We start from the raw sequence: 22390 nt of genomic DNA on the forward strand, positions 1-22390 counted from the left end.
GCTGAGCGTCCTGGACGAGCACGACCTGGACACCGTGCGCACGTTGGTGTCCGCCGGTGAGGCGTTGGGTGCGGATCTGGTGGCGCGGTGGGCTGTGGGTCGGCGGTTGATCAACGCGTACGGGCCGACGGAGACGACGGTGTGCGCGACGATGTCGGCGCCGTTGGCGGCGGGTGGTGAGCCGGTGGTGGGCACGCCGATCGTGAACACCCGGGCGTATGTGCTGGACGGTCGGCTTGCGCCGGTTCCGCCCGGGGTGGTGGGTGAGTTGTATGTGGCGGGTGCGGGTCTGGCCCGGGGCTATCTGGGCCGGTCGGGGTTGACGGCCGAGCGGTTCGTGGCCTGCCCGTTCGGGGGCGGTGGCGAGCGCATGTATCGCACCGGCGACCGGGCCCGCTGGACCGCCGACGGCCGACTGGTATTCGTCGGGCGGGTCGACGACCAGGTCAAGATCCGGGGCTTCCGGATCGAGCCCGGTGAGATACGGAGCGCCATCGAAGCACACCCCGACGTCGCCCGCGCCGCGGTGATCGCCCACGAGGACGCGCCCGGCGAGCTTCGGCTCGTTGCCTACGTCGTCCCGAGCGACCCACGCACCATGGATGTCGGGGACGACGACGGCGAGTACGAGAGTGGACTCGCAGAGCGCCTGCGCGAGTTCGCGGCTCGGCGACTGCCCGCGTACATGGTCCCGTCGGCCGTGGCGGTCCTCGAGGCGCTCCCGCTGACCGCGAACGGCAAGCTCGACCGCAAGGCCCTGCCCGATCCGGGGCGCGGCGGCGGAGGGGCTTCCGGTACGGGCTCCGGCCGAACTCCGGTCACGTCGTTGGAGGTGCTGGCGTGCGAGGTGTTCGCCGCGACCCTGGGCGTGGACTCGGTGGGAGCGGACGACAACTTCTTCGAGCTGGGCGGACACTCCCTGCTCGCGGTCACCCTGGTCGCCGAACTGGCTGCGCGCGGCGTGTCGGTGCCGGTCCGGACGGTGTTCGCGGCGCCGACCCCGGCCGAGTTGGTGCGGCGGATGAATCTGGGCGCGGTCCGGGACGCGCTGGGCGTGCTGTTGCCGATCAAGGCCCAGGGGGAAGGGCTGCCCTTCTTCGCGCTGCCTCCCGGCGCCGGCTTGAGTTGGTGCTATACGCCGTTGGCCCGGCACATCGACGCGGACGTCCCGCTGTACGGACTCCAGGCCCCGGGCCTGGACGGTGTCCGCGAGATGTCCCGGTCGGTCGGCGAAATGGCGGACGTCTACCTGGAGCAGATCCGCGGCATCCAGCCCAAGGGCCCCTACCACCTGCTGGGATGGTCCTTCGGCGGCATGCTCGGACACGAGATCGCGGTCCGGCTGCGAGCCGCGGGCGAAGAGGTCGCCGCACTCGTGATCATGGACACCTATCCGGCGACCGCCTTGACCGACCCGAAGGCGCGCGACGAAGAGGTTGAGAGCCCCGGGAGCGGCTCCGCGGACGAGGCCGACGACGATCGCGCCGAACCGACCGAGCGCATGCGGGCCGTGCGACGGGAGGCGGGCTTCGAAGGCGCCGTCTCGGACGACGAGTTGATGATGCTGGCCCGGATCCGGCGCAACAACGCCAACATCGGCGCCGACCACGAGTACGGCCGATTCGACGGGAACGTGGTGCTGGTGGTCGCCGAGCAGGACAAGCCTGTCGGGTTCGTCGGCGCGGACAGCTGGCGACCGCACGTGAGCGGTGAGATCTCCGAGGTGCGGTTGCCCTGTGCCCACGCGGAGTTGGTGCTCCCGGAGATGCTCGACCGGATCTGGTCGGCCGTGGCGGAACGGCCGGGCGCGGACCCGCGGTGAACGAGGTAGGGCGGGCCCGGAAGCGGGCCCGCCCTACGGCGCGGAGGCGCGAGCGCCGGAGATCGACGAAGCGTGGCCCCGAGCCCATCATCAGGACTCGGGGCCACGCTGCGGTGAGGTCTCGTCGGTTCCGGGGGCCCGGTGGCTCAGCGCCCCTGCCACCGAGGTTCGCGCTGTTCGGCGAACGCGCGCGGACCCTCGACGGCGTCCTCGCTGTGCCTTCGCCGCTGCTCCCATGCGAACGGGGTCGAGAAGGCCTGCTCCAGCGGCATGTCCACGGACCGCATGACCGCCTCCTTGATCGCCCGCACGGCCAAGGGCGCGCTGCGCAGGAGGTCGTCGGTCCACTCGTCGACGCACGCGTCCAGGTCGTCGAGCGGGACGACCTGGTTGACCAGTCCCAGGCGGAGCGCCGACTGCGCGCTCATACGGCGGCCGGTGAGCAGATGGCCCATGGCCATCTTCAGCGGTAGCTGGCGGGCGAGCCGAAACGCGCCGCCCGCGCCGGGGACCAGGCCCAACCGAGCCTCCGGCAACGCGAACACCGCGTGGTCGGCCGCGACGATCAGGTCGCAGGCCAGCGCGAGTTCGAAGCCGCCGCCCAGGGCATAGCCGTTCACCCGGGCGATCACCGGCTTGGACAGCTCGAACCGCTCGGTCAGCCGGGGCCAACCGGGTTGGCCGCGACTGCCGAACGTGGACCGGGGAACGCCCGCGCGGTCGAGCCGGGCACGCTCGCGCAGATCCTGGCCGACCGTGAACGAGCGCTCGCCCGCTCCGGTCAGCACCGCGACCCGCACCTGGTCGTCGGCCTCGACGTCGTCCCAGATCGTGGCCAGTTCCTCGTGCGTGCGCAGGTCCATCGCGTTGAGCACGGCGGGTCGATCCAGGGTGATCCGGGCGACGTGATCCTTCTTCTCGTACCGCACCCGGGGCTGCTCGGCGGCGCTCATCGTGACGGCACCCCCTGCCGGGCGGAGAACCGGTCGACCTTGTCGAGCACGTCCGCGCTGTACATCCGCAGCGCCTGCTGGAGTGCGAACTCGGCCATGTAGTGCCGGAACCGGTCCGGCGACTCCTCGGCGAGATTGAGCATCCGCCGATTGGCCCCCACCGCGGGCTGCTTCAGTCGATCCAGGCAGTCCTCGACGGCCCGGTCCAGTCGTTCCGGATCGTGCACCTCGTCGACCAGGAGTCGGGCCTCGGGTCCCTGCGCCGGGATTCGCCGGCCTTCGAGGATGATCTGCCGGGCCAGGCGCGGACCGACGTGCCTGGTCAGGCGGAAGTTGGCGGCACCCGGGATGATGCCCTCGCGCGCGGCCGGCAGGCTGAGGTAGGCGTCGGACGCGGCCAGGACGTGATCGAAGACGAGCAGGAGCTGCATGCCGCCGCCGATCGCGAACGTGTCGACCGCCGCGACCCAGGGTTTGTCGATCGTGGGGCTGTGCCAGGCGGCGTCGTCCTCGACCCGGATGCCGCGCAACAGCTTGTGGATGTAGCCGAGTTCGCGGCGAAGCAGGAAGTCGACCAGGGAGATGTCGCCGGCGTTGAGCGCCTTGAGGTTGATGCCGGCGCTGAACACCCGACGGCCGCGGTAGCGGGGGTGGGTCATCACGCCGCCGCGCACCAGGCCGACGCGCACCGCCGGATCGAGCAGGGCCAGGTCGACTGCGGTCTCCATGTCGTCGACCTGACGGTTGTCCTCCGCGTTCAGGCAGTCGTCCCGACACAGGGTGAGCCGGGCGGTGCCGGCGACGCGCTCCAGCCGTACCGAACCCAGTTCGATCAGGCCGGTCGCGGTGAACTCGGGCAGCAGCGCGAGCGCCCGCGGTGTGGGCCGCAACAGTACGTCGAGCAGGTGCCGACCGGATTGCTCCGCGCCGAGGATGCCGGCGAAGAAGATGCCCTGGTCGATCTCGTGGCCCTCCTTGTGGGCCTGCGGACGACCGCGTTCGAGGACGAACTGTTCCGGGCCGGGCACCAGTCCGGGAAAGGCGCTCGCGGCCGCCCGGGACAGCTCGGCGAGTCGCAGTGCTCGGGTCCGGCACGCGGTGAGCTCGTCGTAGACGGCGTCGGTATGCCGCGCCAGGAAGGCGCGGCGCAACGCGCGGGTACCGTCCTTGGCCGCGGTCGCGGCGATGTGCTGGGCGATCGACCGGTGTTCGGGCGCGGGCAGGACGGCCAGCAGGTCGTCGGTGTGCGCGGCGGCCCGGGCCAGCGTCGAGCGGGCCGGCTCCAGTTCGGCGCGGACGAGGGCGAGGTCCTCGTGCCACTCGGGCCGGGCCCGTTCGCGGATCACGACACGGCTCCGCTGCCGGTCCGGCGCAGGTCCCGGTCGCACGCGGCCAGATGCACGCCCAGGGCCTCCTCGAAGCCGGTGGTGCTCGCGTCGAACAACAACTGCCGCCGGATGGCCAGTTCGGGGCCGGACAGTTCACCGAGTGGTTCGGCCGCCGCCAGGGCCGCGGACACGTCGTCGGTCACCTCGTCGAGGAGTTGCAGGGCGAGCGCGTCACGGGCCGGCAGGGGAGTGCCGAAGAGCACCGCCCGGCGGATCGCCACCGCCGTGCTGCCGGCCCGGTGGGCGAGGCGGTAGACGGCCATGCCCGGCCAGGTGGCGCCGCCTTCCACCGGCACGACCAGGCGCACCGACTCGGTGGCGATGCGGTGGTCGGTGGCCAGGAGCGCGTCCAGGGCCAGGCCGCCGCAGTCGCCGTCGGCGACGGCCACGGTGGCCGCGGGCAGTCGCTCCAGGCGCCGCAGGGCGCGTTCCCACTTGCTCACCACGGCCACGGTCAGCCCGGCGGGTCTGGGGCCGTCCGGGGCGCCGGACACGTACACCACCACCCTGCCCCGGCCACCCCGATCCTCGGCCGTGTCGCAGACCGCGCCGACCGCCGCGATCGCCTCGACGGTCAGCGGTCGGGCGCCGTCCACCCGCAGTTCCAGGTCGTCGTTCACGCGTTCCCCCATCACCACTGGACCAGTGCCGTCTCGATGGTCGAGCCGGGCCCCATGGTCATCAGCACGCCGTGGTCGCCGGCCCGGACCACACCCTCGCGGAGCAGTCGTTCGTAGGAGAACAGGAACGAACCGCTCGACACGTTGCCGTAGTCGCGCAGCACTCCGGTGGTGTGCCGCACGTCGTGCCGGGTCAGGCCGAGGTTGACCCGGACCGCGTCGATCACCTTCTTGCCGCCGGAGTGCACCAGCCAGTGCGCGATGTCGCTGCGGCGCAATCCGGCGCCGGACAAAAGTCGATCGACCACCGACTCCGCGTGCGCGCCGACCACGTAGGGCACGTCCGGGTCGAGGTAGAAGCTGAACTTGCCCTGCTCGTCGTCCCAGTCGTAGCGCATCGCGTCGATCGCGTCGGTGATCAGGCAACTGGCGAAGGACAGTACGCGCGGGCTGCCGGCGGGAGGCGAGTCGACGTCGACGCCGAGTCCGGCGTAGCCGCTCGGCGCGTCGGGCGGGCCGGCCGCGTCGGGGGTGTCGGCGGCCAGTGCGACGGCCGCCGCGCCGTCGCCGAAGAGGCTGTTGACGACGGAGGTGCGCATCGTGGCGTCGAGGACGTAGGCGGCCGAGCAGGCTTCCGCGCACACCATGACGGCGATCCGCCCGGGGTGGGCCACGGTCCAGCCGACCGTCGCGTTCAGCGCGTTGAGGCCGGCGTTGCAGCCCATGCCGACCACGTCGACGCGGCTGCAGCGCGGATCCATGCGCAATTCCCGGATGAGCAGCGCGCTCAGACCGGGGGTGAGCAGGCCGGTGGTGGTGACGCAGCACAGGTAGCCGACGTCCGCGAGTTCGATGCCGGCGTCCTTGAGACAGGCGTGGATCGCCCGGGCGGCCATCTCGATGGCCAAGCGCTTGTGCTTGGCCAGGAGTTCGCCCTGGGTCTCGATGGTCGCCGCTCCGGTGGCGTCCCGTGCGGGCACGGACAGGAAGCGTCGTTCGATCGCGCTGTTGAGGAAGACGGAGCGCACCTTCGGATCGGAGATCCGGAACAGGTCGAGGAGTTCGCGCTGCGAGTAGGAGTGTTCGGTGACGGCCGTGCCGACGCCGAGGATCCGGGGCACGCCGGGGATGTCCTTGCGCTCGGGCGCGAACGTGGACGTGGGCGAGGCGGGCGCGAGGGTCGAGGTGAGCGCGGCGACCGAGGCGACGTTCGAGGGGTTCAGCGCGAGGGTCATTGGAAGGTCCATCCCCACATGCGGGGCTTGCTTCGAGTGCGACGTACCGCTGTGGACACTTCGATCGTCCTTTCGGTGGGAGTGGATCGGTCGGAGGGTGGATCGGTCCGAGGTGGATCGAGGGGCGGGTGGAACGGTCAGTGTGCGTGGGCGTCGGGTGCGGATCGGCTCTCGGCCCGAATGAACCGGGCCAGCCGGGCGATGCCTTCGGTGATCTCGGCCTCGGTGAGATAGCTGACGGACAGTCGGAGTCGGTGCTCGCCGCCACCCTGCGGATGGAAGTAGGACATCGGCGTCCAGATGACGCCGAAGTCCCGCGCCGAGCGGTCCAGCGCGGCGTTGTCCGCGCGGAACGGGACGTCGACGGCGAGGAAGAAGCCGCCGTCGGGCCGGTTCCAGTGCACGGTCGGGGCACCGGGACCCCCGGGATTGCCGGGATCGCGGGAGCCGTCGTGGGGACCGAGTCCGCCGCCCGGGAAGCACGCGTCGAGGCGTTCGAGGGTGGCGCGCATGGCGCGCCCGTAGTAGGCGGAGGTGTCGACGTTCAGGGCCGAGGTCCGACCTTCGGCCGCGAGCAGCATGCCCGCCACCGCCGCCTGGCCCAGCGGCGACGTGTTCACCGTCACCATGCTCTTGATCCTGGTGAGTTCGTCCGCCAACAGTCCGGTGCCACCCGCCTCGTCGGCGACGACCTGGTCCGCGACGACGAAGCCCACTCGGGCACCCGGGAAGAGGGTCTTGGCGAACGAGCCCAGGTGGACCACCCGACGGTTGCGGTCGAGTGACTTGAGGGTGGGCAACTGCGCCCCGGGGCTGACCATTCGGTAGGGGCTGTCCTCGAGGATGAGGAAGTCCTCGCGCTCGGCCAGGTCGAGCAGCGCGTGCCGCTCGGCCGTCGACACGGTGTTGCCGGAGGGATTCGAGTGGTCGGGGACGAGATAGAACGCCCGACACCGGCGTCCGCGCGAGCGCTCCGCGCGAATCGCCGCGGCCAGATCGGCGCAGCGGAAGCCGTCCGGTCGCTCGTCGACGGCGGTCAACGCGACGTCCAACAACCGGGCGGCACCGGTGATCCCGACGTAGCAGGGGCTGGAGACCAGCAGCACGTCCCCGGGGCCGGAGATCAGCGCCCGCACGGCGAGGAACATCGCCTCCTGGCAGCCGGCGGTGACCACGACGGACTCCGGCGGTACGTCGATGTGTTCGTCCCGCCGCAACGAGTCGGCGATCAGGTCGCGGATCAGCCCGGCGGTGGGGCCGTACTGGAACATCGTGTCCCGCACGCGGGCGGGCGAGTATCCGCTGTCGGCGAGGTGATCGAGGTAACGCCGGATGTTCGTGAAGATCTGCTCGGTGTCGAAATAGCCGTCGTACGGGCGGCCCGGCGCGAACGAGATCGCCTCGGGATGGCGATGGGTGATCTCGTTGAGGAAGTTCATCGTGTCCAGCACCGGATCGCAGACGCTGCCGTGGAGCTGCTTCCTCGACAGGTGGGCGACGACCGGGTCGGGCGGCGAGGGCTCGGTGGTGCCGTTGCCGAAGTCGGTGACGAGGCCGTCGCCGATGCCGTCGTTCATCCGAGGACCGGTCGCGGGCCGGGGTCGGCGACGGTTCCCGAGCCGGTGACGCGTTCGGGCGGTCCGGGCGACGCGAGGCCGGTGCTCGTTGACACGGTCATGGAGGTACCTCCCGCAAAGGGCAGTCGGGTACGAACGACGGTCACGCCGGGGGCGTCACGGGACGCGGGCGTGCACGGGAAATCCGTTGCGCCTTCGCGGTTGTCGCGTCGCGTCGGCGGGTGCCGCGGGACGGTCGCCGGCAGTGCCGATCGAGGTGGCCGACCGGGCCGTCGGGCCGATCCACCGATCGCACGGCCGTCCCTCCCGCCCTCCGGCGGTGAGGCCGGTGAGGCCGGTGGGATCGGTGACGCGTACCCCGCACCGTTCCCGGAGTATGGCACCACGCGAGCCGATCACGGGCATGTACACCGATGACGGATACGGCCGCCCTCGGAGGGCCGAGGGCGACGGCGGACCGCGACGTCGGGCTCGGGTCGTACGCCGTTCGCGCGGCGTGCCCAGACGACACGGCATGCAGCCGACCCGGCCCCGGTCGTGGCCGACGGCAGTGGCCGTCGTCGACGGCGACAGCGATGAATACGCCGTCGGTTCCCGCACGGGAACCGACGTGAGGGGTCACCCGAGCGGGCGAAGCCGCCGTCGGGTGGCCCCTCATGGGACTACCGATCGATCGGAGCCCGGTCTGCCCGCCGAAACCCTTCCGGCGAGCATGATCGGGCTCTGATGCCCATCATTGCTCCTGGCCAGGAAATCCCCGATACCCTTGGCCGGCAGTAGCTCACATGCCGACGGCCCCGCTGCTCACGGAGCGGACACGCTCGTCCAGTTCCTGCGCGAATCCCAGCCACGTCTCCGCGTACTGGCGCGCGAGATGCACCACCAGGGCCCCGCAATGCGGTGGTACCGCCGCGGTCAATTCGGCCCACTCCTCCATGCCGATCGCATTCTGCCGCAGTATCCGCAGCAGGTGCCGTCCCTCCTCCTTGTGCCGCAAGGACGGGTCCCTGAGTAATTTCTCGACCACCGAGCCCGGATCCGGTTGGAGCGTGCGCACCTTGCGTTCGACCCGTGAACCGGCGGAACGGCCGACCTCGGTGTCGTCGTGGGTGTCGACCTCGACCGGCAGTACGCCCACGGGTCCCTCGCCGGATTCCAGGCGCTTGCGGACATCACTCGCGGTGGCGGGCGAGATGCCCGCGAGCCGGGCGATCTCCCGAAGGGATGCCTTGGGATGCGCCGCGATCACCTCGGCGGCCCGTTGCCGACCCTCCACGCTGTTGAGCGGGCGGATCCGGCCGTCGCGGCCGATCCGGGCGTTCAACTGCGGCAGCGCGCCGGCTGAACGGCGTCGGATCGCCCCCACGGTCTTCGCGCCCAGGCCCGCGATCCGGGCGATCGCCCGATCGGACATGTGCGGATGCGACGCGATGATCCTGGTGGCGGCGGCCCGGCGATCCGCCTGTGACAGCGGAAGGCCATGCCCTACATTCGCCTTGACCGCGTGCAGAAATGCGTCTTCGTCGGTGCCGTCGAAAAGCTCGACATCGATGACCTCCCGCCCTTTCGACAGGGCCGCCATCAGGCGATGGATCCCGTCGATCACCTGCCCCGTGTTCCGGTTCACGAGGATGGGTGGAAGCGGTTCGTCGATTTCCGCGAGTCGGGAGATGTGTTCCTGGTCCTGACCTTCCGAGCGCGGTGATTCGCCCGGCACGAGCGAGGCGATCGGGACGGTCAGAATCTCCTTGACGCGGTGTTTGTTCAGGGCCTGCTCGACAACGAGATCGGGCGCCCCTTCGTGACGCGCGACCTCAAGTGCTCTGGCGTCCGAATGTTGCATCTCAATCTCCCCCGTTGGATGAATATCCAGGATCCGATTCTCGTGAGATTTGCAATGGATCGAGCCATCGACACCGATCGTGTGCCATGTGTTCCGGCGCCCACACGTGCGGGACCGCCCGCGTCCGTCGCACGTACGAGCCACGCTCCGTACGTTCGACGTCCCGCATTCGACGCGGCGGGAGCCGTCACCTGTGGCGTTTCGCGTCGCGACGCGCGACAGTGATCACGGTTCGATCCGCGATCACCGACCATCGTCCGCGAACCCGGCACCGCCCGGGTTCCGATGGTCGCGAAACCGCTGCTTCCCGAAATGTCCAGGAAGTGACGCCGGACCGACGCCGTCGGTGTTCACCGATCGACGCACCCGTTATCGGTTCGGCCGTATCGAGTTCGTCAGTCGCTTCCGTACGCCTCCCTTGGTCGTCGCATACTCACTCATGGTCACTGTTCGAGAGAGCGCTGTCGAGACTCGACGAGGGATCATCGGCAGGCTTGACCGGAATCCGGCGGGTGCTCCTCGGCGGCGCCGGATCGGGTGAGGTCCCGTTTCCCGGATCATCCGCCGGACCTTGCGAACGGCCGTCCACGCGTGCGGAGTCGGGGCCGTGAGCAGGCTCGGAATCGACGGTTCGACCGGCCCGATTCGGGCCCGGCCGAGGAGGCGGTACGGCGGCCGGCGAGGCGGCGCGGGCCCTGCGCCCGGGTGCGGCGACGGCCGGCGCCCGACCCGCCCGGGCGACCTCCGCCAACCGGGCCGACAGATCGCGGCGATGCCGGTCGCCCGCCCCCGTTTCACGGTTCGCTACTTGCAAATATCGCGCCAAGCGCTCCCATGTGCCATCCGCCGACCAGCGCCGATCACGTTTGTAGACGGTTTGCCATGGGCCGAACCGCGCGGGCAGATCGCGCCAGGGCACCCCGGTCCGGGTGTGGAACAACACCCCGTCGATCACCCGGCGATGCTCGCCCCACCGGCCGCCGCGTCGCCCGCCGGCCGGCAACAGGGGCTCGAGAAGCGCCCATTCGGCATTGGTCAGATCCCCTCGCCCCACCACACCGGACAGCGTGTACCAAGACGCGCCGGGCCACAAGATCCGGGAAACAGAACCGGGATTCGGACGGCGCGTCCCGCGGGAATCGGGACGGGGACAGCCGCGGATCGGCGGGTGCGACGCCAACTCCGCGGCACAGTTCGGAATTCGTCGAACCGATGCGATGTCGAGTGTTCAACCGGGGCCGTGACGCAGTTGAACGGCACACGGTCGCAGGGCGGCGAAGTCGCCCTATTGATGCGCCGGGACGGGTCGGCCAGAGTGACCCGAAGAGCCATGAGGCATGGCTGATTCCTGGGAAAGGACGGCATGGTGACGAATCCTTTCGACGACACCGAGGCGAGATTCCTGGTGCTGGTCAACGAGGAGGGACAACATTCGCTCTGGCCGGTCTTCGCCGAGGTACCCGCCGGGTGGACGACCGCCTTCGGCGAGGCGGGCCGTCAGGAATGCCTCGACTACATCGAGGAATCGTGGACCGACATGCGCCCGAAGAGCCTGATCGAGGCCATGGAGGCGAGCGCGGCAAGCACCTGAGGCGACCGGCCGGCGCCGCCCACCCGCTCGTGGCCTCTCGTGGCCCCGAGCCGTGGGCGGCGGCGGTGGCCTACCGGTAACACCGGGACGGTGACGCGCTTCATGGACTGCGCGGACCCGGTGGAACCGGCGGTGTGGACCCGGTGGACCTGGTGGACTTCGTGGAGCCCGCGGGCCTCGGACCGCTCAGACCGCCGTGAACGCGAGTGTCACGTTGTGGCCGCCGAAGGCCGACGAGTTGCTCAGCGCGGCTCGTACGCCCGGGCCGCCACGCAGTTCGCGCGCCTCGGGCGCGATGGTGATCCCGGTCGCGGTGACCTCGTCGTCGGGGTCGTCCAGATTCAGCGTCGGCGGCGCGGTCGACTCGCGCAGGGCACAGATCGCCGCGACCGCCTCGACCGCTCCCGCGCCGCCGATCAGGTGCCCGGTCATCGACTTGGTCGCCGAGACCACCGCGCCGGCCGTGGCCGCGCCCAGGACCTGACGGATCGCCCGGGCCTCGGCGCTGTCCCCGGCCTTGGTCGAGGTGGCGTGCGCGTTGATGTGTACGACCTGCTCCGGGGTGAGACGGGCGTCCGCCAGGGCATGGGTCATCGCCAACGCCAGTCCGGCACCGTCAGGTTCGGGTACCGCGATGTGATGCGCGTCGGCCGAATAGCCCACCCCCGCGGCAATCGCGTGTACCGCCGCGCCTCGGCGCGCCGCGTGCGCGGCCGATTCCAGGACGAGCATCCCGGAACCCTCACCCAGCACCAAACCGTCCCTGGCCTTGTCGAACGGCCGGGACGCGCGCAGCGGTTCGTCCTCGGCAAGGGACAGCGCCTGGAGCGCCGCGAACATCGCCGCCCACATCGGCGTGATCGGCGTCTCGGTGCCACCGGCCACCACGACGTCGGCCCGGCCCGAACGGATCATCTCGATCCCGTAGCCGATCGCCTCCGCGCCGGAGGCGCACGCGCCCGCGGCGGTGTGCGCACCCGCCCGCGCGCCCAGCTCGATGCTCAGCCAGCCCGCCGCGCTGTTCGGCATCACCCTGGGCGCGGTGTACGGCGACATCCGTCGCCAACCCCGCTCGCGCAGGGTGTCGTAGGCGGCGAGGTAGGTGAGGTGTCCGCCCAGCGCGGTACCGATCGAGACGCCGAGCCGCTCCGGTGCCACCTCGGGCGCGCCGGCGTCCCGCCACGCCTCGCGGGCGGCGGTCATCGCCAGGTGCGTGCTGCGATCCATGGTCCGCAGCTCGGTGCGGCTGACCACCGAGGCCGGATCGACGGCGGCGGGCGCGCCGACGCGGATGGGAATGTCGTCCGGCCAGCCGTCCGCCAGCCGGCGCACACCCGACCGCCCGGCCAGCAACGCGGCCCACGTGGACGCCAGTTCACCGCCGACCGGGGTGGTCGCGCCCAGTCCGGTCACGACGACGCGGGTGTCATCCGTGTTCATGGTCACTGGCCCTTCGAGCGGTCCGCAATGCCGCGACGAATTCGCGGATTCACCGGGTCGTCGACGTTTCCGGGAGCACCATGCGCGCCGCCGATATCCCAAAGCCGTCGCATGATCGCGGGAGGGGGAAGTATCGAAATCCGGGCATCGTTCCGATGCTTCGGAACACGAGCCCATTTTCGAATGGTATTCCGTATGTTCGACGCCGACGCGGCTCACGATGACACACGGCCCGAGGCCCGATCAATGCTCGCTCCGGCAGCTCCGTGGACGCGTGTTCAACTGTGCTGTCGCGGCAGTTGAACGCAGGTCGGAAGGGATGTTCGAGTGCTTGTCGTCCCGGTCGCGCACCCCGGCGACCCCCGCGCGGCCGGGGCCGCACATCTGTGCCGAGACGAGCGAAGAAGGCAGGAACCAATGGTGAGCCCACACGGCAGGGATCTCTCGGGGCCACTCCCCGACGTCCTGCGGTCCCCGAAGGAAGCCGTCGAATCGATCCGGACGCCGGCCGGCGATCGCATGTGGATGGTGCGCGATTACACCCTCGCCCGCCAGGTGTTGTCCGATCCGCGATTCAGCAGGTCCGAGGCGACCACCGCGCATGCGCCGCGGTTCGCCGAGGTGCAACCCATCCCGCAGTCGATGATGAGCATGGACGGGTACGACCACGCGCGACTGCGCCGTATCGTCGCCGGGGCCTTCTCCGCACAGCGGATCGCCGCCACCGAGCCGACCGTGGCCCGGTTGGCCGACGAACACCTGGACCGACTGGCCGCCGCCGGGCCACCGGCGGACCTGATCGCGGGTCTTGCGGCGCCGCTGCCGATAGCCGTGCTGTGCGGCCTGCTCGGCGTCCCGCTCGCCGACGCCGAGGTGTTCGGCGATTCGGTGGAGGTGCTGTTCGACATCACCTCGGGACCGGCGGAGATGTCCCGGCGGCGACTCGAACTGGTCAGGTACATGGCCGACTTGCTGGCACGCAAGACCGGCGGCGGGGACGACGACCTGCTCGGCATGCTGATCGCCGCCCGCGACCGGGACGGGATGACCAAGCAGGAAATGCTCGCGATGGCACTCGCGTTGCTGATGGCCGGCTACGAGACCACGATCGGCCAGATCGGCATGTCCGTACTGACCCTGCTCACCCGACCCGACGCCCACCGCGCACTGCTCGACGACCCGGATTCACTGCCGGCGGTGGTCGAGGAACTGCTGCGCCTGGACTCCGCGTCGCCGCTGAGCTTCCCGCGCGTGGCCACGGAAGCGGTACGGCTGGGCGACGTCGACGTCCGCGCCGGAGAGGCCGTGATCGTCTCGCTGATGCACGGCAACCGCGACGAGCAGGTCTTCGCGGAACCGGATCTGCTCCGTGCGGACGGTCGGGGGCCGACCCACCTCGCGTTCGGGCACGGTATCCACCGCTGCCTGGGCGCTCCGCTCGCCAGACTCCAACTCCACGTCGTGCTGGGCCGGCTGCTCACTCGATTCCCGGACCTGAGGCTGGCCGACGGGCCCGACGCGGTGCGTTGGAAGGACGGCCTGGCCACGCGCGGCCTGGCCCGGCTCATGGTCGAGTGGCAACCGGTGGACCGGTCGCCCGACCAGGCGACCCGAGCACCGCTCCCGGCCCAGGCCCGCGCGCGGTGACGCGGCGGCGACCCGATTGATCCGACCCTGCTCCCGTGCGATAGTCGGCACCGACGCGCGGCGCACGGGGAAGGCGCCGCCTATCACGCGTAGTTGGATGACTCCGCGGACTCGACGGAACGCCTTGTCCGTGCCGTCGCGATCTCGCCGCAGGCCGAAGACCGGGTCGTCGACGGAGCCGGCACGGATCACGCCTACGCAACTCGACGCACCCCGGCGCCTCGATCCACGCACTTCGCTCGATTCACCCGATCCGCCCGGTGTTTCGGATCGCATCGCCGGGTGCGGCACCCCGACCCGAGTCCGCCCGCCGATTCGTCGAAGGTGCGCACGGCGGCTTCGCCCGTACGCACGTGAGAGGAGCTGTCATGGAAACCGTGTCCGCACCGGAAGCGCTCGACATGCTGGCCGAGGTCCTCGGCACCCCCGTGCCCGACGCGGACGTCGCGTTCGGGACGCTGAAGATGGATTCGCTCCAGACGGTCGAGTGGCTGACCATGATCGAGGACCGCCTCGGGTTCGTCTACGATCTCAAGGACTTGAACTTCCACGAACTCGCCGAGCAAAGCGTCGGCGACGTACTGGAGTTCCTGCACGGCATCGCCGCCGCCCGCCAGGCGGAGTGACCGGAGGCCGCGCGACCACGGTTCGCCGGGGCGTGCCTTCGATCCGCTAGCGGATCCCGCCCATCAGGAACGCGTACTCCAGCGTCACCGCCGGGTCTGCGGAACTCAGGCGGATGGTGTGGTCGGGTTGACCGATCTCGACCGGGGTGGCCTGGAGCTCGCAGATCGAGCGGTCGCCCAGGAGCGGCGTGTTGTCGCCGTCCTTGAAGAAGGCGAACCGCACCCGGCAATCCGCCCACGTCTCGGCGACGAGCAGCAGCTTCTGGAAGCCCTCCACGGCGAAGCGGATCGTGGCGCTCGGCCGGGTCGCGGCGAGGGTGCCCGAGCAGCCGGCCACCCAGCCCCCGGTGATGGTGCACGTGGCGTCCCCGGAGAACGGGCCCAGCCGTGTCACGGACTCCGGCGGTTCGACGGGTTCGTCGGACTCGTCGGGCATCCCGGTTTGCGGTGTGCCCGCCAGGAACTCCTGTTGGGCAGCGGCGGCTTCGGCGAATTCGGCGCGGCCGGTGAGAGCGACGTCCAGGACGCAGCCGTCCAGGATCTCCGGGATGGTGACGCCGGCGGCGGTGCACTGCGTGCGGGCGGCGTCGGCGTTGGGCGCGGTCGCCACCTGGGTCGGGCGTCGTGGGAACGAGCGGTTGGTGAACGTCGCGGTCGACTGGCCGGGCTCGTAGTCGAACAGCGACTCCTCCTGGCGGATCCGCCAGTGGTCGGCGTACACGTGGTAGAGGTCGTCGAACGATGGCGGTGTGCCGCCGGACGGTCTGGCGAGCACGCGTCCGCCGCCCAGGTCGAGGTCGTTGGTGGCGGTGCCGTCGGCGTTGCCGAGCAGGCCCTGGACATGCCGCTTGCGGCTTTGCGGCAGGGCCATGTCGACCTTGAGGCCGTACGCGCCGATCGGCGTGATGTACAGCGTGGTCGTGTCCGGCCAGAAGAGCGCGTATCGGGCGTCGGCCCCGTCGCCGGTGCGGGCCAGCGTGCCCCCGCCGGGGAGCGGCGTCTGCGCCCCGGGGGCGAGCGGCCGGCCGTCGAGGCGGACCGTGGTCATGCCGCGCTTCGGATCGAGGGCGAAGGTGACCCGCGCCCCGGCGACTCTGGCCGCGACCGCCGAGTTGACGCTGACGTCGCCCACGTCGGGGTACGGCACCTGCCGGGCCTGCACGCGCAGATCGTCGTCGGTGGAGGCGACGAGGGTGAATTCGCCGGCCGCCTGGAAGTCGTAGTAGAGCCGGTCGAACGTCGTCAGGTGCGGGTCGCCGTTGCTGCCGCCGTGCGGACCGTCCGGGCACTGGGCGAGGCATTTCGGAGCCGACGGACGCGGCTTGGGCTTGTCCTTGGGCTCACCGCAGAAGCTCTTGAGCGTCTGGCCGGTGAGCCCCAGGGACGCGTCGACCTCACCGCCGCTCACCGCGACGAATCCGCGGCCCGGCTTGATGATTTCGAACCTTGTCCCCGCGCCCGGGGTGTCCTCGGGGCACTCGCACTTCGAGCCGAGAGTGCAGAAGATGTCGCCCATGTGGGCGCCGAGCGGGTAGTCGCCCGGGCCCGGGCCGAACCGTCCGAAGACCGGTCCGTTCGGCGCCAGGCGCAACACTTCCGCCGAGATGTCGAGGGGGGTCAGGTTCGGATTGAAGGCGGGACTGGTGACGCGGACGGTCTGCTTGGAACTCGCCACCACGAGCGGGGGACTCAGCTTGACCTTGTCGCCGGTGATGCCGACCCCGTTGATGTCCCAGGCGAGTTCCCGGGCCAGGTCGCGCAGGAAGCTCGCCGGCCAGCCCTCCAGGACCTGTTGCCGTTTGCCGCCGAGCGCGGCGGCGAAAGCGGCCTGGCTCATGGGGGTCGTGCCGTTGGCCGAGGCGGCGATGGCGGCCCGGGAGGTCGACCATACGTCCACTCCCCGGTAGTCCAGTTCCCACCAGAAGCCCATGGCCGAGTAGGACAGTTTGGTCAACACCGGGTCCTTCCGGACCAGGTAGTTTTGCCAGATTCCGGGGCTGGAGTAGTGACCGGTGAGCTTGCCGGCCGCCCAGTCGGCGAGACCCTCGGCCACCCAGCCGGGCATGGCGTCGAACGCGGAGGGGTTGTTGATGATGATGCCCTCGACACAGTGCGTCAGTTCGTGGACCAGTACCTCGTCGCGCAGTGGGTCGGGCATGTTGGACGCCCGGAAAGCGGGATACATCACGATGCGGCATTGCGGACCGGTCACGTCGTTCCACCCGCCGGCGCTCGCCGGCACGGTGGCAATGCCCGGTGCCCCCGGGCTGGGGGTGAACAGGCTCTCGGTCCGACACGCGGCGATCACCGTGGAGGCGGGGACGCCGAATTTCGCGGCCAGCTTCGTCCACCAGTCCCGGATCCTGGATGCGAACACCGTGTCGGCACTCGCGCCCGGAGCGCAGGTGGCCCGCGCCTGCGGGAGCGAAGCGGACCGGCCGGCGGTGTGGCCGGCCGCCGGAGTGCCCCCGCCCGACCCGATGGGCAGGTCGCCCCAACCGGAGAGGTCACGCACCGCGGCACGCTGATCGTCGGCCAGATCCGCCCAGTGGCCCGAGATCCAGCGCAGTGCCGCCGAACCCGATCTCAGGTCCGCGCGGCTCCCGGTCTGGGCCTGCGCGCCGGGGATCGGCCCGAAGGCGGTGGCGAAGGCCGACAAGGCCATCTGCGTGGAGACCGTACCGTCGGGCCCGGTCATCGCCATGACCTTCTCCCACGCGGTGGGCTCGGCGGCCCGGTCCGCGTCGCGGTCCTCGCGGTCGTGCGACGTGCAGGCGCCGAGGAGCAGCAGGATCGCCGCCAGTACCGCCGCCACGGTGCGCGGACGCCGGCTCTTGCGGGGGAAGGGGGACCCGAACACGGAGTACGAGTCCCCGACCGGGACCGGCCCACTCCCCGCTTCGCCCGTCCGGGTCACGGGATTTCGGTTTCGGGATGCGGGACGCGGCGGCGGGATGGGGAACTCGCCCGCCCCACCGTCCCCTCACTCGGCGCGGGATGCGGGACGCGGGATGCGGGTGCGGGATGGGGGGTGCGGCCGGCGGCGTGGGTTGTGGCGGGGGTTCAGAAGGGCCGGCCGTGCTCGCCCAGGCTGTCGGCCGCCCGGGCGACCATCATCCCGACGCGCCTGCACGCGACTTGGTCGAGTCGGCCGGACGGGGCGCTGACGATCAGTGCGGCCACCGGTCGGCCGGTGGAGTCCAGGACGGCCGCCCCGACGCTGGTGATGTCCGCGTCCACCGCGCCCATGCTGAGCGACCAGCCGCGTTCGCGGGTGCCCGCCACCTCCCGTTGGAAGGCCGTGTCGCTCGGATCGATCCCGGACAGGTCCCATTCGTCGGGGGGAGTGGCCGCGCACAGGGCCTGCCCGGCCGCGCTGGTGGCCGCGGGGAACACCAGTCCGATGCGGGGGACGGTGCGTACGAGTTGCCGGCTCTCCGCGACGTCGACGGCGACGATGCGACCGGCGTCGGGCACCGCGAGCGTCACCGTCTCGCCGGTCTCCTCGCGAAGGTCCGCCAGGACGGGACGGGCGCGGGTCAGCAGGTCGTCACGGCGTCGCGCCTGGGCCGCCAGGACCAGGGGGCGGGTGGTCAACTTCCACCGGGTGGACGGTTCGGCGGTGGGCCGCAGCCATCCGCACGTGTGCAGCGTCACCAGGATCCGCTGCAGGGCGCTCTTGTCCACGCCGGTGATCCGAGCGAGCTCCGCGACCCCGATCGGCTCGTGCGCGGCGATGACCTCGAGCACTTCCAGGGCGCGGGCGAGGCTCTGTAGGGGCTTGACGGCCATGACGCGCCCTCCGGTACATTGCGAATCACTGAGCAACATAGCGTGTCACATAGCGATACACAAGTTCTCCAGGGAGCCGTCGTGACGACCCTCGATCCCGAACTGTTCCTCCCCGACCCCGAGCCCGCCGACGTGCGCTACACCGTCATCTCGGTCGACGACCACGTCGTCGAACCGCCGCACCTGTTCGACACCCACCTGCCGGCGTCGCTCCGCGAACGCGGCCCGCGCATCGTCGAGAACGCGAACGGCGCGCACGTCTGGGAGTTCGAGGGCGAGCGCTACTCACAGGTGGGCATGAACGCCGTCGCCGGTCGTCGACCCGAGAGCTTCACCCTGGAACCCGCGCGCTTCGACCAGATGCGCCCCGGCTGCTACGACGTGCACGCCCGGGTCAAGGACATGGACCTCGGCGGCATCTGGGCCATGCTCAACTTCCCGTCCCAGATCACCGGGTTCTGCGGCCGGGTGTTCGCGCACGCCCGGGACGTCGAGGTCGGGAAGGCGTGCGTGCGCGCGTGGAACGACTGGATGTACGAGGAATGGCACCGCGCCTACCCCGATCGGATCATCCCCGGAGGGATCACCTACCTCGCCGACCCGGTCGAGGCCGTGACCGAGATCGAGCGCAACGCGGACCGCGGCTTCACCTCGGTGACCTTCCCCGAGCGCCCGCACGCGATCGGCCTGCCGTCGCTGTGGAACCGCGACCATTGGGACCCCATCATCCGCGCGTGCGACGAGACCGGCACCGTCATCTCGCTGCACGTCGGCAGCTCCGGCATGCACCCCGTACCGCCCGGCGGCCCCGCGCTCCAGCTCGGTGCGACGATGTTCGGCCAACTGTCGCTGGGGGCGTGCAGCGAATGGTTGTGGTCCGGCTACCCGCTCCGGCACCCCAACCTGAAGATCGCCATGAGCGAGGGCGGCATCGGCTGGGTGCCCATGCTCATCGACCGGCTCGACAACATCATCGACCGTTCCGGCTACGGCCTGGGTTGGGACGAACGCCCCGCCGACGTGCTGCGCCGCAACTTCTGGTTCTGCACCCTCGACGACCCCTCCACCATCGCGCTGCGGCATGTCATCGGCGTCGACCACATCATGCTCGAGACCGACTACCCGCACGGCGACGGCACCTGGCCACACACTCAGGACGTCGTCGCGCGCCACTGGGGGGACATCCCCGCGCACGAGCTGCGGATGATGTGCAGCGAGAACGCCGCGAAGCTGTACCGGCACCCGCTGCCCGACGTGGTCCTGCCGCTGGACGCCTGACGAGGTCGTCGCCGGTCGCGCGCCTCCCCGTCCGTCGACTCCGCGCCCCCGTCCCGTCGATTCCCGCGCGCTCCCTGCCCGTCGATTCCCCTTCCGCGAAAGGCACTCGATGACATTCACCCCGACGCCGGACAAGCTCGCCCCCGACCTGAGCCCCGCGCAGCAGATCGTGCTGCTGGCGCGCACGTTGTGGCGCGAGGGCTACGACGACCACCTCGCCGGCCACATCACCTACAACCTCGGAGACGGCACGCTGCTGTGCAACCCCTGGTTGCTGACGTGGAACGAGATCCGCCCGCGGGACATCATCCGCATCGACCTGGACGGCAACGTCGTCGAGGGTGATTGGCCGGTGCCGCTCGGCATCCCCCTGCACCTCGAACTGCACAGGGCCCGCCCGAACGTCCGGGTCGCGATGCACAACCACCCGAGGTTCGGCACGGTGTGGGCCGACATGGGCGAGGTGCCGCCCGCGTACGACCAGAGTTCCACCCTCGGCGGCGGAGAACTGACGCTGGTCGACGAGTACGACGGCGCGGTGAACAACTCCGAGGCCGCGCGCAAGGCGATCGCGGCGATGGGCGACGCCGACCTCGCGCTGCTCGCCGGTCACGGGGTGTTCGTCGTCGGCGTCAGCACACGCGCCGTCCATCAGCGCGCGGTCGCCCTCGAGATCCGCTGCCGCAACGCCTGGATGGTCCGCGCCGCCGACGGACGTCGCACCAGCCCCCTGCCCGCGCACTGGCTCGAACGCACTCTCCGCAGCGACGGCAACGGCTTCGTCGGCTATTGGGAGTCGGCGGTGCGTGAGGAACTGCGGGCCGCGCCGGACCTCTTGGCATAGCGCGCAAGGTCGCCGAACGACGCGGGCACCGCCGTCGTCAACCGCCCCGACCGATCGGTGCGGGTGACCGGCTCGAACAGCCTGCTGTTCTACGGCGTCAAGTCCGACGGCAGCAAGCCCGACATCGTCGACAACGGCACCAGCAACAAGATCATGACGAGGTGATCCCACCTCGCCGCCGGACGCGACCGCGACTCGCACCACGCGGCCGCGCCCGGCGGCGCCGCGCCCGCCTTCGGCATCTGATCCGCGGCTGAGCGGATCCCGCGCGGCCGCCACGCGGCGTGCCGGGAAAGCCGCAATCCGGCGCCCCGCCTCTCCGCCACTTCGTGGTCGGGGAGGCGGGGCTCTTTTATCGGACCAATTTCCCGGGATGCACCGATATTCGGTGCACTGATTTATGCCTTGGCTGGATATTGGGAGCTTGGCTTGATTTTCGTGAAGGCTGCCAATCGACTGCGCGCCGCTTGTGGCGTGACGGAAACGTGTATTAATGGGGTGCCGAAACGTTTCTTCAATGCACTTCATTGATCAAAAGGTTGCGAACATACTCGATTATGATCGAGATTGGTTCGCCAGGTCAAGCCAATGACCAGGTGCAATTCCACACAGTCAGATGAAGGACACATACAGCTACGATAGGTCTAGACCGGTGGCAAAAGAACCGAAAGGCTCTGGTGTGTGCGCGTTCCGGAAGGGTTCCGTTTACGGACGGTTCATTCTCGGGCTCGGATCCGCCGGTCGAACCCGATGCGCCGCGCGCAATCGGGGTCGAGGCGGCACGACGTGCGGGCGATAAAAGTTCGGCCTGTCTCGCGTAACGGTGTCGGCCGGTAGTCCAAAAGATGTACGGCCGATATCCAATTCCAACCAGGAATCAACCGAACAGCGACGGCCGAGCCGACCCCGGCTCCCGCCGCCACTGCGGTATGCCCGCGCGCCCCTGCGAGGGTCGCTCCGGCGTACGGACGATGCCACCGAGGCCCGGAGTCCGTCGCGCCTCGACCCCGGTCGCAGAACAGCACCACGACCGACGCTCCATGGAAAGGGAACCACCCCGATGTCACCCACCCGCAGCACCCAGTCCCGCTCCCACCCCCAGCCGCGCCGCCGCCGGATGGCAACCCTGGCCGCCGTGCTCGCCTGCGCCGCGACCGCGTGGGTCGGTTCTCCCACCGCCACCGCATCGCCCACGCCGACCACCGCCTCAACGACCGCGACGACCACCCCCGCCGGCGGCCCGGTGAGTCCCGCGCTGATCACCACGACCGCCCACCCGGGCAACCAGGTCGCGCTCACCTTCGACGACGGGCCCAGTCCGCAGTACACCCCGCAACTGCTCCAAGTCCTCAAGAAGCACCAGGTCAAGGCGGTGTTCTGCGTCGTCGGCGAGCAGGTCGAGTGGCAGGAGGCGACGGTCCGCGCGATCGTCGCCGACGGTCACACGCTGTGCAACCACACCTACCGCCACCGCGACCTGACCACCGTCTCCCCGGCGGAGATCGAAGCGGACATCAAGCAGACCGACGCCCGGATCCGCGCCGCCGTACCGGGTGTCGAGATCCCTTACTTCCGTGCGCCGTACGGCAATTGGGGCCAGTCGCCCGCCGTTGCCGCCAACCTCGGCCTGCGTCCACTGAGAAGTCGTTTCATTTGGGGTGTTCGCTATTCTGGCGGGTGTGACGACGCTTGTGGAGCGGCTGGTGCCGGACGAGTTGTGGGAGTTGTTCGAGC

At 70.4% G+C, this 22390-nt stretch carries 16 protein-coding genes and 1 pseudogene; 7 read left to right on the top strand and 10 right to left on the bottom strand.

The features are described from left to right. Positions 1–1822: alpha/beta fold hydrolase (locus ACIRL2_RS50485; RefSeq protein WP_402242411.1), on the top strand; the 1822-nt coding region annotated here is incomplete at its 5' end. A 146-nt stretch (positions 1823–1968) separates the two neighbouring features. Here the strand turns inward: ACIRL2_RS50485 and dpgD are convergent. The 7 genes and pseudogenes from dpgD to ACIRL2_RS50520 all read right to left on the bottom strand — a co-directional run. Beyond that, entirely contained in the window at positions 1969–2775 is an 807-nt protein-coding gene (gene dpgD, locus ACIRL2_RS50490; protein WP_395873284.1) for an enoyl-CoA-hydratase DpgD, read from the bottom strand. Continuing rightward, positions 2772–4040, bottom strand: coding sequence for a (3,5-dihydroxyphenyl)acetyl-CoA 1,2-dioxygenase DpgC (dpgC, locus tag ACIRL2_RS50495; RefSeq protein ID WP_402242432.1), 1269 nt, complete (start codon positions 4038–4040; stop codon positions 2772–2774). Before dpgC ends, dpgD begins: the two co-directional genes overlap by 4 nt. Before the next feature lie 77 nt (positions 4041–4117). Then, entirely contained in the window at positions 4118–4783 is a 666-nt protein-coding gene (gene dpgB, locus ACIRL2_RS50500) for an enoyl-CoA-hydratase DpgB (protein ID WP_402242413.1), read from the bottom strand. A gap of 11 nt (positions 4784–4794) precedes the next feature. Next, positions 4795–6018, bottom strand: coding sequence for a 3,5-dihydroxyphenylacetyl-CoA synthase DpgA (gene dpgA / locus ACIRL2_RS50505; RefSeq protein ID WP_402242416.1), 1224 nt, complete (start codon positions 6016–6018; stop codon positions 4795–4797). A 137-nt stretch (positions 6019–6155) separates the two neighbouring features. After that, the gene (locus ACIRL2_RS50510; protein ID WP_402242417.1) at positions 6156–7595 is read right to left on the bottom strand and encodes a PLP-dependent aminotransferase family protein; all 1440 of its coding nucleotides are present in this window, start codon (positions 7593–7595) and stop codon (positions 6156–6158) included. A 781-nt stretch (positions 7596–8376) separates the two neighbouring features. Then, a complete protein-coding gene (locus tag ACIRL2_RS50515; protein WP_395873279.1) occupies positions 8377–9582 on the bottom strand; it encodes a transcriptional regulator in 1206 nt (401 codons plus the stop codon). Positions 9583–10246: 664 nt separating this feature from the next. Beyond that, positions 10247–10492, bottom strand: a pseudogene (locus ACIRL2_RS50520) (transposase); the annotation flags it as partial. A 309-nt stretch (positions 10493–10801) separates the two neighbouring features. On the opposite strand from ACIRL2_RS50520, the gene ACIRL2_RS50525 reads away from it, so the two are divergent. After that, positions 10802–11029: an MbtH family protein gene (locus ACIRL2_RS50525; protein ID WP_395873278.1), complete on the top strand. Its 228-nt coding sequence runs from the start codon at positions 10802–10804 to the stop codon at positions 11027–11029. A gap of 186 nt (positions 11030–11215) precedes the next feature. Here ACIRL2_RS50525 and ACIRL2_RS50530 read toward each other — a convergent pair whose 3' ends face one another. Then, the gene (locus ACIRL2_RS50530) at positions 11216–12469 is read right to left on the bottom strand and encodes a beta-ketoacyl-[acyl-carrier-protein] synthase family protein (RefSeq protein ID WP_395873276.1); all 1254 of its coding nucleotides are present in this window, start codon (positions 12467–12469) and stop codon (positions 11216–11218) included. Positions 12470–12994: 525 nt separating this feature from the next. On the opposite strand from ACIRL2_RS50530, the gene ACIRL2_RS50535 reads away from it, so the two are divergent. Together ACIRL2_RS50535 and ACIRL2_RS50540 are read left to right on the top strand one after the other, a co-directional pair. Continuing rightward, positions 12995–14116, top strand: a complete 1122-nt coding sequence (locus ACIRL2_RS50535; protein ID WP_402242422.1) for a cytochrome P450 — start codon at positions 12995–12997, stop codon at positions 14114–14116. Positions 14117–14484: 368 nt separating this feature from the next. Then, the gene (locus ACIRL2_RS50540) at positions 14485–14742 is read left to right on the top strand and encodes a phosphopantetheine-binding protein (RefSeq protein ID WP_395873274.1); all 258 of its coding nucleotides are present in this window, start codon (positions 14485–14487) and stop codon (positions 14740–14742) included. A gap of 46 nt (positions 14743–14788) precedes the next feature. Here ACIRL2_RS50540 and ACIRL2_RS50545 read toward each other — a convergent pair whose 3' ends face one another. Next, positions 14789–17602: a VWD domain-containing protein gene (locus tag ACIRL2_RS50545; RefSeq protein WP_395873273.1), complete on the bottom strand. Its 2814-nt coding sequence runs from the start codon at positions 17600–17602 to the stop codon at positions 14789–14791. Positions 17603–17805: 203 nt separating this feature from the next. Next, positions 17806–18534 (bottom strand): IclR family transcriptional regulator, encoded by a 729-nt coding sequence (locus ACIRL2_RS50550; RefSeq protein WP_395873272.1) that lies wholly within the window; start codon positions 18532–18534, stop codon positions 17806–17808. 81 nt (positions 18535–18615) lie between these two features. Here ACIRL2_RS50550 and ACIRL2_RS50555 point away from each other — a divergent pair, with 81 nt between their 5' ends. The 3 genes from ACIRL2_RS50555 to ACIRL2_RS50565 all read left to right on the top strand — a co-directional run. Continuing rightward, a complete protein-coding gene (locus ACIRL2_RS50555; protein WP_395873270.1) occupies positions 18616–19812 on the top strand; it encodes an amidohydrolase family protein in 1197 nt (398 codons plus the stop codon). Positions 19813–19921: 109 nt separating this feature from the next. Next, on the top strand, positions 19922–20656 hold the full coding sequence (locus ACIRL2_RS50560) for a class II aldolase/adducin family protein (RefSeq protein ID WP_402242427.1): 735 nt from the start codon (positions 19922–19924) through the stop codon (positions 20654–20656). Between the two features lie 1117 nt (positions 20657–21773). Next, the coding region (locus tag ACIRL2_RS50565) for a polysaccharide deacetylase family protein (protein ID WP_402242430.1) at positions 21774–22390 on the top strand (617 nt) is incomplete at its 3' end.

Origin of the sequence: Embleya sp. NPDC127516 (genome assembly GCF_044765325.1) — a bacterium.
GTDB lineage: Bacteria > Actinomycetota > Actinomycetes > Streptomycetales > Streptomycetaceae > Embleya.

What these genes read in the sequence shown, in the direction of transcription:
- dpgD (WP_395873284.1), bottom strand. Translation starts at nt 2,775, where the DNA reads ATGAGCGCCGCCGAGCAGCCCCGGGTGCGGTACGAGAAGAAGGATCAC.
- dpgA (WP_402242416.1), bottom strand. Translation starts at nt 6,018, where the DNA reads ATGACCCTCGCGCTGAACCCCTCGAACGTCGCCTCGGTCGCCGCGCTC.
- ACIRL2_RS50510 (WP_402242417.1), bottom strand. Translation starts at nt 7,595, where the DNA reads ATGAACGACGGCATCGGCGACGGCCTCGTCACCGACTTCGGCAACGGC.
- ACIRL2_RS50525 (WP_395873278.1), top strand. Translation starts at nt 10,802, where the DNA reads ATGGTGACGAATCCTTTCGACGACACCGAGGCGAGATTCCTGGTGCTG.
- ACIRL2_RS50530 (WP_395873276.1), bottom strand. Translation starts at nt 12,469, where the DNA reads ATGAACACGGATGACACCCGCGTCGTCGTGACCGGACTGGGCGCGACC.
- ACIRL2_RS50535 (WP_402242422.1), top strand. Translation starts at nt 12,995, where the DNA reads ATGGTGCGCGATTACACCCTCGCCCGCCAGGTGTTGTCCGATCCGCGA.
- ACIRL2_RS50540 (WP_395873274.1), top strand. Translation starts at nt 14,485, where the DNA reads ATGGAAACCGTGTCCGCACCGGAAGCGCTCGACATGCTGGCCGAGGTC.
- ACIRL2_RS50550 (WP_395873272.1), bottom strand. Translation starts at nt 18,534, where the DNA reads ATGGCCGTCAAGCCCCTACAGAGCCTCGCCCGCGCCCTGGAAGTGCTC.
- ACIRL2_RS50560 (WP_402242427.1), top strand. Translation starts at nt 19,922, where the DNA reads ATGACATTCACCCCGACGCCGGACAAGCTCGCCCCCGACCTGAGCCCC.